Annotated in this window: 13 protein-coding genes; 7 read left to right on the plus strand and 6 right to left on the minus strand. The window is 68.5% G+C overall.

The genetic code is table 11. The features are described from left to right. Positions 1-90: 90 nt before the first annotated feature. The 3 genes from KCG34_RS21365 to KCG34_RS21375 are packed head-to-tail and all read right to left on the minus strand — an operon-like array spanning position 91 to position 2,830. A complete protein-coding gene (locus tag KCG34_RS21365; protein ID WP_211937623.1) occupies positions 91-537 on the minus strand; it encodes a hypothetical protein in 447 nt (148 codons plus the stop codon). Next, a complete protein-coding gene (locus tag KCG34_RS21370; RefSeq protein ID WP_249138105.1) occupies positions 534-1,562 on the minus strand; it encodes a phosphotransferase family protein in 1,029 nt (342 codons plus the stop codon). The genes KCG34_RS21365 and KCG34_RS21370 overlap by 4 nt, the downstream gene beginning before the upstream one ends. Beyond that, positions 1,562-2,830 (minus strand): cytochrome P450, encoded by a 1,269-nt coding sequence (locus KCG34_RS21375; RefSeq protein WP_211937625.1) that lies wholly within the window; start codon positions 2,828-2,830, stop codon positions 1,562-1,564. The genes KCG34_RS21370 and KCG34_RS21375 overlap by 1 nt, the downstream gene beginning before the upstream one ends. Positions 2,831-2,926: 96 nt before the next feature. Here KCG34_RS21375 and KCG34_RS21380 point away from each other — a divergent pair, with 96 nt between their 5' ends. From KCG34_RS21380 to KCG34_RS21405, 6 genes are all read left to right on the plus strand, one after another. Beyond that, positions 2,927-3,592 carry a TetR/AcrR family transcriptional regulator gene (locus KCG34_RS21380; RefSeq protein ID WP_211937626.1) on the plus strand — a complete coding sequence of 222 codons (666 nt, stop codon included), beginning with the start codon at positions 2,927-2,929 and terminating at the stop codon, positions 3,590-3,592. Next, the gene (locus tag KCG34_RS21385; protein ID WP_211937627.1) at positions 3,592-4,623 is read left to right on the plus strand and encodes a phosphotransferase family protein; all 1,032 of its coding nucleotides are present in this window, start codon (positions 3,592-3,594) and stop codon (positions 4,621-4,623) included. The genes KCG34_RS21380 and KCG34_RS21385 overlap by 1 nt, the downstream gene beginning before the upstream one ends. Before the next feature lie 5 nt (positions 4,624-4,628). Further along, positions 4,629-5,015, plus strand: coding sequence for a DUF6285 domain-containing protein (locus KCG34_RS21390; protein ID WP_211937628.1), 387 nt, complete (start codon positions 4,629-4,631; stop codon positions 5,013-5,015). Positions 5,016-5,029: 14 nt separating this feature from the next. After that, positions 5,030-6,379, plus strand: coding sequence for an acyl-CoA dehydrogenase family protein (locus KCG34_RS21395; protein ID WP_211937629.1), 1,350 nt, complete (start codon positions 5,030-5,032; stop codon positions 6,377-6,379). 188 nt (positions 6,380-6,567) lie between these two features. Next, positions 6,568-7,653: an Rv3169 family protein gene (locus KCG34_RS21400; protein ID WP_211937630.1), complete on the plus strand. Its 1,086-nt coding sequence runs from the start codon at positions 6,568-6,570 to the stop codon at positions 7,651-7,653. A 174-nt stretch (positions 7,654-7,827) separates the two neighbouring features. Beyond that, positions 7,828-8,403, plus strand: coding sequence for a tetratricopeptide repeat protein (locus tag KCG34_RS21405; RefSeq protein WP_249138106.1), 576 nt, complete (start codon positions 7,828-7,830; stop codon positions 8,401-8,403). 3 nt (positions 8,404-8,406) lie between these two features. Here KCG34_RS21405 and KCG34_RS21410 read toward each other — a convergent pair whose 3' ends face one another. Further along, a complete protein-coding gene (locus tag KCG34_RS21410) occupies positions 8,407-9,045 on the minus strand; it encodes a glutathione S-transferase family protein (RefSeq protein WP_211937631.1) in 639 nt (212 codons plus the stop codon). Positions 9,046-9,207: 162 nt separating this feature from the next. Here KCG34_RS21410 and KCG34_RS21415 point away from each other — a divergent pair, with 162 nt between their 5' ends. Continuing rightward, complete coding sequence (locus KCG34_RS21415; protein ID WP_211937632.1) at positions 9,208-12,090, plus strand: bifunctional YncE family protein/alkaline phosphatase family protein; 2,883 nt, start codon at positions 9,208-9,210, stop codon at positions 12,088-12,090. 4 nt (positions 12,091-12,094) lie between these two features. Here KCG34_RS21415 and KCG34_RS21420 read toward each other — a convergent pair whose 3' ends face one another. Both KCG34_RS21420 and KCG34_RS21425 read right to left on the minus strand, forming a co-directional pair. Then, positions 12,095-12,736, minus strand: a complete 642-nt coding sequence (locus KCG34_RS21420) for a DUF1109 domain-containing protein (RefSeq protein WP_211937633.1) — start codon at positions 12,734-12,736, stop codon at positions 12,095-12,097. Then, positions 12,726-13,262: a sigma-70 family RNA polymerase sigma factor gene (locus tag KCG34_RS21425; RefSeq protein WP_211937634.1), complete on the minus strand. Its 537-nt coding sequence runs from the start codon at positions 13,260-13,262 to the stop codon at positions 12,726-12,728. The genes KCG34_RS21420 and KCG34_RS21425 overlap by 11 nt, the downstream gene beginning before the upstream one ends. Between the last annotated feature and the right edge of the window lie 28 nt (positions 13,263-13,290).

Genomic DNA, 13,290 nt, shown 5'->3' on the forward strand with positions numbered 1-13,290 from the left:
TTACCGGAAACGCCGTTCTCAAATCCGCTCATCCCGGCATTCGCCGGGATGAGCGGTTGAAAAATCGGATCAATCTAAATTCAACAGGCTCTAGAAATTCGCCGATCCGAGCCTGCGTCGCTCGGTGGACAGGGCCAGTTCCTTCCAGATCGCCTCATTGAGGGCCGCCGCGGCGGGTTCAGCGATCACCTCGACGGCGGCGTGCAGTTCGATCAAGGCGGCCCGCAGTTCGGCGTTCGCAACGTCGAGGGCGCTGACGCGGAAATTGGTCTCCGGGGTTCCGGCCAGGCGCTGCAGCCGCGCAGCCAGATCAGCCGGCAGGCCCAGTCCGACCGCCTGGCTGAACAGGCCGCGGATCGCGGCGTTCTCCTCGATCCGCCAGGCCGCCGCCCGGTCGAACTCCTCGGCGGTCGCTCCCAGCACGCCGGCGGTCAGGGCCAGGGAGCCGGCCAGGTAGGCGGGCTGGACCTGGGGCGCGATCTCCATCGCCAGGCGCCCGGCCAGGTCGGCCAGGACAAGGGTGACGTCGGGTTTCATAGCCGCCCCATCAGATGCAGGGCGGCCCGGTCCTGGGCGTTGCCCATCAGCCAGGCCGAATAGATCAGGATCGGGTCGCGGTTCTCGCCGTCGGCCCAGGCCTTGGCGCTGGAGACCCAGATGCCCTGGCCCTTGACGCAGTTGAAGATCTCCCACCAGCGCAGGGCCACGGGGTCGGCCTTCAGGCCCGAGGCGCGCTCCCAGATGGCGACCGCCGCCTCACGCGTGGCCAGGCCGCCGACCCGCTCGTCCTTGGCCCAGCGCCAGATCGGATTGAAGCTCCAGGCGAGATCCTCCAGCGGGTCGCCCAGATGGGCCATCTCCCAGTCGAGAATCCCGTGGATGCCGCCCTGGGCGTCATAGAGGAAGTTGCCGGTTCGATAGTCGCCATGCACCAGGCTGATCTTCTGCGCCGGCGGCGGGGGATTGGCCTTCAGCCAGCGGATCGCGGCGCGGATGATCGGCTGCGGCGCCAATTCGTCCTCGTCGATCACGCCTTCCCAATAGGCCAGTTCGCGCTTCCAGCTCTCGTCCGCCGCCACCGGCTCGAAGGCGCCCATCAGGTCCAGTTGGTCCGGGTCGGCCTTGGCGATTTCGCCCAGGATGGTCCACTTGCGCTCGGCGAAGGCGGCGTGATGGGCGGCATAGGGCGGGGCCAGGATCACCATCGGGCTGGCCTCGAAGCCGGCGATCTCCTGGGCGATGAAGAAGGGGTGGCCCAGATGGGCCTCGTCCTCCTCCAGCCACAGCATCCTGGGCACCGGCACGGCCGAGCCCTCGAACGCCCGGTACGCCGCGAACTCGATCCGCCGCTGGGTGTCGATCAGGCTTGACGGCGGGTCGCGGCGCAGGATCAGCGGCTCTTCGACCCGCGTTTCCTCTGCGTTCAGATAGGAGAGGCGGAAGCGATAGGTCTCGCGCGAGGCCCCGCCGGAAATGCGGGCGAGGGCCGTGACGGTGACTTCGCGCGCCTCGGGCAAGCGGTGGGCGATGTAGGCGGCGAGTTGGGACTCGAGGGTTTCCATCACGCCAATTCAAACGCGATCGGCAGGGTCTTCGGTCCGTTGACGAAAACGGCCTGGGACATCTTCGGCTCGCCGTTCAGCCGCACCGATTTGATCCGGGGCAAGAGCTCCTCGTAGAGGATGCGCATCTCCATCTTGGCCAGGTGCTGGCCCAGGCACAGGTGCGCGCCGTAGCCGAAGGCCAGCTGCTTGTTGGGCGAGCGGTCGGCGCGGAAGCGGTTCGGCTCGTCGAACACCGTCTCGTCGCGGTTGCCCGAGGCGTAGCACAGCATCAGCCAATCGCCCTTGCCGATCTTCTGACCGCCCACCTCGGCGTCCGCGGTGGCCGAGCGCATGAAGGTCTTGACCGGGGTGGTCCAGCGGATCGCCTCGTCGATCAGGCCGGGCACGCGCGACAGGTCCTCCTTCACCCAGGCGAGCTGGTCGGGGTTGTCGCACAGGGCCCACATGGCCCCGCCGGTGGTCGAGGAGGTGGTGTCGTGGCCCGCCGTGGCCACGATCACGTAGTAGCTCATGGCCTCGAATTCCGAGATCGGCTGGCCGTCGATCTGGCTGTTGGCGATCACGGTGGCCAGGTCGCCTGTAGGATGGGCCCGGCGGTCGGCGCTGATCTTGGCGAAGTACTGGTAGAAGTCGGCGATCACCTGCTGGATCGGCCCCAGGTCCTCCGGCTCCTTCGACTCCTTCGGCGTGCGGCCCAGCTCGGGATCGGCGGCGCCGAACAGCTCCTGGGTCAGCATCAGCATGCGCGGCTCGTCGGCCTCCGGCACGCCCAGGATCTCCATCACCACGTGCAGCGGGTAGTGCAGGGCGATCTCGCGCACGAAGTCGCATTCGCCGCCGGTAGCGACCATCCGCTCGACCGCCGCCCGGGCGATGGCGCGAATGCGCTCCTCCAGCTTCTTGATGTTCTGCGGCATGAACCAGGCCTGGGTCAGGGCGCGGTATTTCGGATGGTCGGGCGCGTCCATCTGCACCAGGCTGCGCACCAGGTGCGGGCTGCCGCCGGTCAGCTTGCGCACCCGCGCGTCGACCTCGCGGCTGGTGATGGTGGTGGCCAGGTCGCCGGAATGGAAGAGGTCGTTCTGGCGGCTGATCTCCAGGATGTCGGCGTGCCGCGTCACCACCCAGAACGGATCGAAGCCCTCCGGCTGGGCCACGGCCAGGGGCTTGTTGGCCCTCAGCCAGGCATAGGCGTCGAAAATCCGGCTGTCGGCATAGGCCGTCGGATTGACGATGGTCTCGGCGATATCCTGGGGAACCCGCACGTCCGCTTCCTCCCTCGCATCGCCGCGGTCGCCCGTTCGGGTCTGTCGTTGCCGGCGTCTTGCTATACGGCCAACAACTAAGTTAGGGTCGAAGGCGTGTCAACGACAGCCGCGCCCCCACCCGTATCCCAGCGCCGATCTCAGGCCGAGCGCCGCGACGAGTCCGAGCGGCTGCTGGTCGAGGCCACCTTGAAGGTGGTCGCCGAGCAGGGCGTCAGCGCCGCGACCTTCGAGGAGATCGGCCGCGCCGCCGGCTACAGCCGCGGCCTCGCCACCCAGAAGTTCGGCTCCAAGGCCGGCCTGGCCGAGGCGGTGATCGCCTATCTGCACCGGGCGCGCGAGGCGGTGCTGGAGGCTGACCATGTGGGCGAGATGCCCGCCTTCGAGGCCATCGCCTACTATGTCGAAAGCCACCTGCGCAGCCTCAGCCTGGCGGCCGATGGGCGGGCCTATTTCATGCTGCTGGGCGCCGCCGTCGCCGACGCCAACGCCCAAAGGCCCGCCTTCGCCGCCTCGCACGATCGGGTCCGCGTCTGGCTGAGGAGCCAGCTCGAGCGCGGCCAGGCGAGCGGCGACATCCGCGCCGATGTTGACCCGGACGCTGGCGCGCTCATGATCGGCAGCCTGATGCTGGGCCTCAGCATCCAGTGGCTGATCGACCCCGGCATGGACCTGGAGCCGATCCGCCGGACCACCATCCAGACCCTGCGCCAGAGCCTTCTGGCCGCGGGCGGAACCACGAGCGTCGCGAAGGAGTCCTGATGAGCGCCACGCCAGAGCGCCGCGGCGAGGACGGCGAACCTTCAGCGTTCGAACAAACGTTCGAACGCGGCTTGGAGGCCATGGCCGGACGCATCGACCCTGAGGCGAGCGGCATAGCCGGCCTGAAACGCCTTTCCGGCGGCGCCAGCCAGGAGCTGTGGCGTTTCGACCTGATCAAGGGCGAGGCGAAGAGGCCGGTTATCCTGCGCCGCGCGCCGGGCGGCGACCGCGTCTCCGAGACCGCGGTGGGGCTGGAAAACGAGGCCGCCCTGATCGTCGCCGCCGCCAAGGCCGGCGTGCCCGTGCCGCCGGTGCTCTATGTGCTGCAGCCGGGGGACGGCCTCGGCCGCGGCTTCGTCATGGGTTTCGTCGAGGGCGAGACGCTCGGCGGGCGTATCGTCAAGGGCGAGGCGTTCGCCGAGGTCCGCCCGCGCCTGGCCCGCCAGTGCGGCGAGATCATCGCCAAGATCCACACCCTCGACCCCGCCGACTTCCCCGGCCTGCGCCGCTCGACCGCGCGGGGCGTGCTGGAGCAGTACCATGCCTCCTACCGCGCCTCGAACTGGCCGCGGCCGGTGTTCGACCTGGCTTTCCGCTGGCTCTCCGAGCACTGCCCGCCGGACCCGGAGCGGCCCTGCCTGGTGCATGGCGACTTTCGGAACGGCAACCTGATGTTCGGCCCCGACGGGGTGCGCGCCGTGCTGGACTGGGAGCTGGCCCACGTCGGGGATCCCATGGAAGATCTTGGATGGATCTGCGTCAATTCCTGGCGCTTCGGCCAGGTGCACAAGACCGTCGGCGGCTTCGGCGACCTCAATGACCTGTTCGACGGCTATGAGGCCGCCAGCGGCGCCCGCCTCGACCGCGCCGCCGCCAAGTGGTGGGAGGTGTTGGGCTCGCTGAAATGGGGGGTGATGTGCGCCGGCATGCCGCCGGTGTTCCGCACCGTCGATCCCACCGTCGAGCGGGCGGTGATCGCCCGCCGGGCCTCGGAGACCGAGGTCGACCTGATGCGCCTTCTCGCGAGCTGACGCCGATGCAGGACCAGCCCCATCCCAGCGAAGTGATCGGCGCCGTCGCCGAATTCCTGCGCAACACGGTGATTCCCAAGGCCGATCCCCTGACCGCCTTCCAGACCCGCGTCGCCGTCAACGCGCTTGAGATGATGCGTCGCCAGCTCGACCTGGCCCCCGCCGCCGAGGCGGCCGAGCTGGAGCGGCTGAAGGTCATCCTCGGCCATGACGGAACGCTGGCCGAGCTGAACGCCGAGCTGTCGTCAAAGATCGCCGAAGGCGCACTGGACCTTACGGCGCCCGGCTTGCGCGATCATCTCTGGACCACCACCCTGGACAAGCTGGCGGTCGATCAGCCGACCTACGCCGCCTATCGCGCGGCCCTGCAAGAACACGAACAGAAGAGCTGACGAGGAGAACGCCCATGGACTTCGCCCTGGACCCGGAACTGGTCGAATACCTCGCCGAGCTGGACCGCTTCATCGAGGCCGAGATCAAGCCCATCGAGCAGCTGGACGACAATATCCGCTTCTTCGACCATCGCCGCGAACACGCGCGCACCGACTGGGACAATGACGGCCTGCCGCGCCAGGAGTGGGAGGATCTCCTGGCCGTGGCGCGCAAGAAGGCCGACGAGGCCGGTCACCTGCGCTACGCCTGGCCCAAGGAGATGGGCGGCAAGGGCGGCACCAACCTCGCCATGGCGGTGATCCGCGAGCACCTGGCGGCCAAGGGGCTTGGCCTGCACAACGACCTGCAGAACGAGCACTCGATCGTCGGCAACAATCCCTTTGTGCTGATGTTCAAGGCCTTCGCCACCAACGCCCAGTACGAGATGTACGGCGAACGGCTGCTGAAGGGGGAAATCCGCGCCGCCTTCGGCCTGACCGAACCCAATCACGGCTCGGACGCCACCTTCATGGAGACCCGCGCGGTCCGCGAAGAGAAGGACGGGGTTTCCGGCTGGCGCATCAACGGCCAGAAGATGTGGACCACCGGCATGCATGTGGTCAGCCACATCATGGTGTTCGCCCGCACCAGCGGCAAGGACGGCGACGCCACCGGCATCACCGTGTTCCTGGTCCCCGCCGACGATCCCGGGGTGAAGATCGAAGAGTGGATGTGGACCTTCAACATGCCCACCGACCACCCGCGCGTCTCCCTGACCAACATCTGGGTTCCGGACGAGGCGATCTGGGGCGTCGAGGGCAGGGGCCTGGGCCTCGGCCAGAGCTTCGTGCACCAGAACCGCATCCGCCAGGCGGCCTCGTCCCTGGGCGCGGCGGTCTATTGCATCAACGAAAGCGTCAAGTACGCGCGGCTCCGGAAGCCCTTCGGCAAGGCCCTGTCCGAGAACCAGGCCATCCAGTGGCCGCTGGTCGAGCTGAACACCCAGGCCGAGATGCTGCGCCTGCTGATCCGCAAGACCGCCTGGGAGATGGACCAGCTGGACCACAAGGAGATCGAGCGCCAGATCTCGGACAAGGTCTCCATGTGCAACTACTGGGGCAACCGCCTCTGCTGCGAGGCCGCCGACCGGGCCATGCAGGTGCACGGCGGCATCGGCTATTCGCGGCACAAGGCCTTCGAACACATCTATCGCCACCACCGCCGCTATCGCATCACCGAGGGCTCGGAAGAGATCCAGATGCGCAAGGTCGCGGCGTTCCTGTTCGGCTATCTGGGCCCCAAGCGCCAGGAATTCGCCGAGCTGGAGAAGCGCTACGACGAGCTGCGCGCGTCGGGCCTGAACGACCGCGAGATCGAGATTTAGAACTTGTCTGGTTCGCCTCAGCGCGGGGCGAGCCCCCTCCACCATGCTGCGCATGGTCCCCCTCCCCCAATGGGGGAGGAATTGATCACAGATCGCGCCGCCGCCATTCCTCCCCCTCTGGGGGAGGGGGACCACCCGAAGGGTGGTGGAGGGGGCCACCACCAGCCTAGCCGAAAGGACGCGAGACCATGCTGACCAAGGCCGACGACTTCCCCATCCACCAGACGCCGGAGCCGATCGCCTATTCGGGCACGGACCGGAACTTCTACGACCGCTATTTCTTCAACGGCTACAACCCGGACGGCTCCGGTTTCTTCGCCGCGGCGCTGGGGGTCTATCCGCACCTGAACATCATCGACGCCCATTTCTCGGCTATCCGCGACGGGGTCGAATACTGCGTCCACGCCTCGCGCGTCCTCAACATGGAGCGCTGGGACCTCGAGGTCGGGCCGATCAAGATCGAGGTTCTCGAGCCGCTGCAGAAGCTGAAGGTCACCGTGGCCCCAACCGAAGGGATCGCCGCCGAGTTCATCTTCGATGGTCGCGCCTTCCCGATCGAGGAGCCGCGCTTCATCCGCCGCAACGGCCCGCGCACCTTCATGGACTACACCCGCCTGACCCAGAACGGCCGCTATTCCGGCTGGATCGAGATCGACGGGGTGCGCCAGCAGATCGCCGCCGGCGCCGTCGGCACCCGCGACCGCTCCTGGGGTGTACGCCCGATCGGGGCGCCGGACATGCAGCCCCTGGTCCCGGGCGCTGCGCCCGGCTTCTTCTGGCAATGGGCGCCCTTGAACTTCGAGGACCGCAGCGTCTTCTTCCACTTCACCGCCGATTCCAGCGGAATCCCCTGGAACACCCGCGCCGTGGTCTGCCTCGACAACGCCAACGCCGATGGCATGACCGAGGTCGAGCACGCCGAAATGGCCGTCGAGTTCGTGCCCGGGACCAAGCACGCCCACGCAGCGGTCCTTACCATCCCTCAGGCCGAGAAGCAGCCCCTGCGGATCGTGTTCGAGCCGATCGGCAAGTTCCAGATGCGCGGCATCGGCTACATCCACCCCAAGTGGGGCCACGGCCGCTATCTGGGCGAACTGGTGGTCGAGCGCGAGGATGTCGACCTGAACTCGGCCGATCCCAACGCCTTGGAGAACCTGCACATCCAGGCGATCTGCAAGGTCACCCTGCACGAGGAGGGCGCGCCGGACCAGCATGGCGTTGGGGTGTTCGAGCAACTGGTGCTGGGTCCCTACAAGCCCTACGGCTTCGAATAGCCGCCGCCCTGTTGCAGTCGCCCCGCACGCGCCTTACCTGACTCTCAGCGAAAGTTCACAGAGTCGGCCGCGTCGGGGCGGCGCCAAAGACCCGCCTCGCACCCCTCTTCAGTGGGGTCCTGCCCTCGCCTGACCGGCGGCCCGTTCGGCGAGCAGGACCTTGGGAGTTCGGGCATGGTCAAGATGTCCTCGAGGATCGCCGGCGTCGCCCTGGGCCTGGGACTGGGCTGGTTCATCTCCGGTCCGGCCGCCGCATCGGTGACGGTGCTGGGCGCCAATTTCGCTCACCAGTGCTACTTGGCGGCCAAGTTCGGCGAGAAGTACGCCGACGACCCGGTGGATATCTGCACCCGCTCGATCGAGAACGAGAGCCTTCAGCGCCATGACCTGGCCGGCACCTTCGTCAATCGGGGGGTGCTCTACATGCAGCAAGGCGCCTTCAAGGCGGCCGAGAAGGACTTCCGCCAGGCCCAGACCCTGATGCCCAACCTGGGCGAGGCCTCGGTCAATCTGGGCGGGGCGCTGATCGGCGAGCGCCGCTACAAGGAGGGCGTCGACGAGATCACCCGCGGCCTCACCCTGAACCCGGAGGAGCCGGAAAAGGCCTTCTACAATCGCGCCCTGGGCTTCGAGGGCCTGGACGACATGAAGTCGGCCTATTTCGACTATCTGCACGCCCAGCAGATCAAGCCCGACTGGGCCCCGCCCAAGGCCGAGCTGTCCCGTTTCACGGTCAAGCCGAAGGAGTAGGGTTCACCGCCCCAGCATGGCCTTTTCGGCCGCGATCAGCCCGGCGAAGCTCGGCCGGGCGTGGATGGCGGCGGCATAGGCCCAGGTCTTGGGATAGGCGTCCCGGTCCAGCACATAGCCGGCGTGCTCGATATTGATGAGGGGGCTGGCGACGGCCAGGTCAGCCAAGGTCAGGCGATCCTCCACGAGGAAACCAGACGCCGGGATTACGCTTTCGAGGTAGGCGAACAGCGGCGGCAATTCCTCGCGCTCTGCCCGATCGGCGGCTTCCAGATCGCCCTCCTGGCCCATGAAGCGCGGCGCGACGATGCGGTTGAAGAACAGCTTGGCCATGGATGGGACCAGGATGGTGTCGGCGAATTCGTCGTACCAGATGGCTGTCGCCCGGGCCTTGGGCTCGGTGGGGATCAGGGCCGGCTCGGGATGTTTGGCTTCCAGATAGGCGATGATGGCGCTGGAATCCGAGATGGTGAAGTCGCCGTCGCGGAAGCCTGGGATCTTGCCGAACGGGCTGATCTTGCGGAACTCGGGATCGGTCGAGCCGGGGAAGGCCGGCTGCAGCTCGAGCGTCAGCCCCTTTTCGGCGCCATAGGCCATCAGCTTGCGGACGAAGGGCGAGAGGGTCGAGCCGTAGACGATCATGGTTTCGCTCCGCTGGCGGCGCTCTTGCAGATGGCGCCGATCACGCCTCTGATAACATGGGTCTGCGACGCGCCTGTCACGATCTGTGGCTAAGGCGAGCGGGAAAAGCATGGGGAGGGCGGCATGCGGCGAGCGCTGGCGATCGGTTGCTTTGGAGCGGCGATGGCGTTTGCGGCAGGCGCTCTGGCGCGTCCAGGCCAGGTCACCTCAACCGGCCAGGCCATCACCCCGACGGCGGCGGCCGGCGCCCTGTTCGAACCCTTGAACCCGGACCTGAAGGCATTGCCGGGCTTTCTCGCAGGCCAGGCCTCGGCCCTGGCCCTGTCGCCGGATGGGCGCACCCTCCTGATCCTGACCAGCGGCTTCAATCGCAACCTGGGGCCGGACGGCAAGGCGATCCCCGAGCTCTCCAACGAATATGTGTTCGTCTACGACATCTCCGGCGCGGCGCTGGTCAAGCGCCAGGTCATCGCCCTGCCGGACAGCTTCCTGGGCCTCGTCTGGGCGCCGGGCGGCGATCGGTTCTACGTGTCGGGCGGGGTGGACGACGACGTCCTGGACTATGGCCGAGGGGCCGACGGTTATGCTCTCTCGCGCAGCATCCCGCTCGGGCACAAGGCGGGGCTGGGCCTGCGGGTCAAGCCTGAGGTCGCGGGCCTGGCGGTCAGCCCGGACGGCCGCTGGCTGCTGGCCGCCAACCTGCAGAACGATTCCGTCAGCCTGGTCGACCTCAAGAGCGGCGCGGTCAGCGAGACCGACCTGCGCCCCGGCGTGATCGACCCGGCCCATAGCGGCGCGCCGGGCGGGACCTTTCCCAAGGCGGTCGCCTTCGCCGCGAACGGCAAGGCCTATGTCACGAGCCAGCGGGACCGCGAGATTATCGCGTTGAAGGTCCGCAGCGGGCGGGCGGAGGTTGCTCGCCGGATCCGGACCAGCGGCCAGCCGGTGGCCCTGACCGTGGGCCAAGGCGGCGCGCGGCTCTATGCGGCCCTGGACAACACCGACGCCGTGGCGGTGATCGACACGGCCCGTGACCGCCTGGTCGAGACCATCCCCACGGCCGCTCCCCGCGCCCTCCTGCCCAAGGGACGGCCGCTTGGCGGCGCCGGCTCCAACAGCCTGGCCCTGACCCCGGACGGCAAGACCCTCCTGGTCACCAACGGCGGCCAGAACGACGTGGCGGTGGTGCGGCTGGACGCCCTGGCGGCGGGCCAGGCCGCGGCCAAGCCCAAGGATGACGACGGCGATGGCGACGAGGACGGCAAGCCCGCCGCGGCGGCTCAGGGCTCGGTGGTGATCGGCCTGATCCCCACCGGCTGGTACCCGACCGGCGTCGCAGTCGGCCGGGATGCGCGCCGGCTCTATGTCGTCAACGGAAAGTCAGTCCCCGGACCAAATCCGCTGGCCTGCCGCAACACCCTGAGCACGGCCAAGGACGCCAACGACGCCTGCAACGCGAACAACCAGTATGTCTGGCAGCTGGAAAAGGCCGGGTTCCTCACCCTGCCGACGCCGAAGCCGGCCGAGCTCGGCCGCCTGACCCGCCAGGCCGCCCTGAACAACCACCTGCGCGGCGCTGCGGAGGGCTCCAAGGCCGAGGCGACCATGGCCTTCCTGCGCCAGCACATCCGGCACGTGATCTATATCGTCAAGGAGAACCGCACCTACGACCAGGTGCTGGGCGACCTGGAGGTCGGGAACGGCGACCCGAAGCTGGCGGTGTTCGGCCGGGGCCTGACCCCCAACCTGCATCAGCTGGCCCGCCAGTTCGTCGACCTGGACGCCTTCTACGACAGCGGCGAGAGCAGCAACACGGGTTGGAACTGGTCGACCGCGGCGCGGACCAACGACTTCACCGAGCGCGAGGCGCCGGTGAACTATGCCGAGCGGGGCCTGCAGTACGACCAGGAGGGCGACAATCGGAACCTCAATGTGGGCCTGCCGACCGCCGCCGCGCGCAAAGCCGCCAATCCCGTGACGCCGGACGATCCCAACCTGCTGCCCGGGACCGCCGATGTCGCGGCGCCCGACGGCCCGGGCGGCGAGGCCGGGCGGGGCTACATCTGGGATGCGGCGCTGAGGGCCGGGCTGAGCGTTCGCAACTACGGCTTCTATGGCGACCTGTCGCGCTACTTCCTGCCTGCGGACAATCCGGCCCTGATCCCCCTGGAGCGTGACCCGCGCAAGGCGGGCCTGACCGTGCTCTACGAGACCAAGCCCGCCTTGATGGACAAGACCGACCCCTATTTCCGCGGCTTCGACCAGAAGTTCCCCGACTATTGGCGCTTCAAGGAATGGGAGCACGAGTTCGACGGCTATGTGGCCGACGGCAAGCTGCCAAGCCTGACACTCCTGCGCCTGGCCCACGACCACACCGGCAATTTCGGCGAGGGGCTGGACGGGGTCGACACGGTCGAGACGGAGGTGGCCGACAACGACTACGCCGTGGGCCTGGTCCTGCAGAAGCTGGCGCAGAGTCCCTACGCCAAGGACACCCTGGTGTTCGTGGTCGAGGACGACGCCCAGGACGGGCCCGACCACGTCGACGCCCACCGCTCGATCGCCTTCGTCGCCGGGCCCTATGTCAAACAGGGGGCCGTGGTCTCCACGCGCTACGACACCGTGATGCTGGTCAAGACCATGGAGACGGTGCTGGGCCTCCAGCCCATGGGCCTGAACGACGCCCTGGCGCGGCCGATGAGCGGGGTGTTCGATACGTCGAAGGCCTCTTGGAGCTACAAGGCCCGCGTGCCGGCTGTGCTGCGCTCGACCCGGCTGCCCCTGCCGCCGGAGACGGCCGCAGACGCCGGTTGCCCGGCCAAGCCCGTCCGCACCGCCGCCTGGTGGGCCAAGGCCATGGCGGGCCAGGACTTCGATGAGGAGGACCGCCTGGACACCGCCGCCTATAACGCCGCCCTGTGGCGCGGGCTGAAGGGCGAGGCGCCCTATCCGGCGGCGCGTAGCGGGCGCGACCTGAGGCAAGGGCGGGGAGCGCTGCTGAAGGCCGGCGGGGCGGCGGCCTGCGAGGGCCTGGCCCGCCGCTGAGCCGTCACCACCTCAAGAGCCGCGGCCCCAGGAGCGCGCCGATGCCGGCGCAGGCGCCGACGCCCAGGCTGTACCAGGTGGCGACGAAGGCGGCGCTGGTCTCGGTGCAGGCCAGGCCATAGACCGTGGCGCCGAGCGCGCCCGAAAGCAGGCCGGCCACGGCCCCGGTCAGGGCCAGGCGGGTCGGGGCCATGCGCTGCAGGACGAAGGTAAGGGCCAGGAATACCGGGATGCCGAACACCACGATCCGGACCGGGCAGAGGTTCCAGCTGTGGCCCATCCAGTCGGCCATCCGCTCGGCCGGCGGGGTCCGCATCATCCGCATCCCGCCCATGGACAGCATGCTGACGAAGGCCGCGGCCGTCACCCAGGCGGCGACGCCCAGGCGCCCGCCGGGCCGGGCAAGGCGCGCCACGGCGATGAAGCCGCCGATGCTGAGCCAGGCAGTATAGACCGCCTTCATCCAGAACTGGCGCGTCTCCAGCGCCGCCATCAGGTCGTGCCTGAGGCCCAGCCAGGCCAGCAGGATCATCAGCGACACCGCCGCCGCGCCGCCGCAGGCCAGGGCCAGGCGCGCGCCGAACGGGCTCTTCGGCGTCGCGGTGGCGTCGGCCGCCAGGGTGGCGATGAGGTCTTCAGTCTTCATCGCGCACCCGCTTGCCCAGGGCCTTGATCCCGCGATGGATGGCGACCTTGACCGCCGAAACCGACATGCCCGACCGGCGCGCCGCCTCCTCGACCGAATGGCCGGCCAGCTTGACCTCGATCATCACCTGGCGCTGCCGCTCGGGCAGGGTGTTTAGCAGCTTGCCCAGGTCGCGGCGCACCGCGCCCTCCTCGACGTCGTCCTGGGCCAGCAGCACGCCCGCCTCTTCCAGCGGAACCGCCTTGCGCGCGCCGCTGCGGCGATAGTGGTCGATCAGCTTGTAGCGCGCGACCGCATAGGCCCAGGGGGTGAAGGGCTGGGCGGTGTCGTAGCTGGCGCGCTTCAGGTGAATGGCCAAGAGCGTGTCCTGTACGAGGTCTTCCAGATCCGCCGCACCCGAGCCCAGGCGCCGCGCGAAATAGCCTCGCAGGCATCGGCTCAGATGCGACAGCAGTCGGCCGTGCGCGACGGTGTCGCCGCCCAGCCCCTTCACCATCAGCGCCTTGAGCTGAGCCTCGTCCGTCACGCCCGTCTTTCGGTAATACGCGGATGCT

Origin of the sequence: Phenylobacterium montanum (genome assembly GCF_018135625.1) — a bacterium.
GTDB classification, from domain to species: Bacteria; Pseudomonadota; Alphaproteobacteria; order Caulobacterales; family Caulobacteraceae; genus Poindextera; species Poindextera montana.

What these genes read in the sequence shown, in the direction of transcription:
- KCG34_RS21365 (WP_211937623.1), bottom strand. Translation starts at nt 537, where the DNA reads ATGAAACCCGACGTCACCCTTGTCCTGGCCGACCTGGCCGGGCGCCTG.
- KCG34_RS21370 (WP_249138105.1), bottom strand. Translation starts at nt 1,562, where the DNA reads ATGGAAACCCTCGAGTCCCAACTCGCCGCCTACATCGCCCACCGCTTG.
- KCG34_RS21385 (WP_211937627.1), top strand. Translation starts at nt 3,592, where the DNA reads ATGAGCGCCACGCCAGAGCGCCGCGGCGAGGACGGCGAACCTTCAGCG.
- KCG34_RS21390 (WP_211937628.1), top strand. Translation starts at nt 4,629, where the DNA reads ATGCAGGACCAGCCCCATCCCAGCGAAGTGATCGGCGCCGTCGCCGAA.
- KCG34_RS21395 (WP_211937629.1), top strand. Translation starts at nt 5,030, where the DNA reads ATGGACTTCGCCCTGGACCCGGAACTGGTCGAATACCTCGCCGAGCTG.
- KCG34_RS21400 (WP_211937630.1), top strand. Translation starts at nt 6,568, where the DNA reads ATGCTGACCAAGGCCGACGACTTCCCCATCCACCAGACGCCGGAGCCG.
- KCG34_RS21405 (WP_249138106.1), top strand. Translation starts at nt 7,828, where the DNA reads ATGGTCAAGATGTCCTCGAGGATCGCCGGCGTCGCCCTGGGCCTGGGA.
- KCG34_RS21410 (WP_211937631.1), bottom strand. Translation starts at nt 9,045, where the DNA reads ATGATCGTCTACGGCTCGACCCTCTCGCCCTTCGTCCGCAAGCTGATG.
- KCG34_RS21415 (WP_211937632.1), top strand. Translation starts at nt 9,208, where the DNA reads ATGGCGTTTGCGGCAGGCGCTCTGGCGCGTCCAGGCCAGGTCACCTCA.
- KCG34_RS21420 (WP_211937633.1), bottom strand. Translation starts at nt 12,736, where the DNA reads ATGAAGACTGAAGACCTCATCGCCACCCTGGCGGCCGACGCCACCGCG.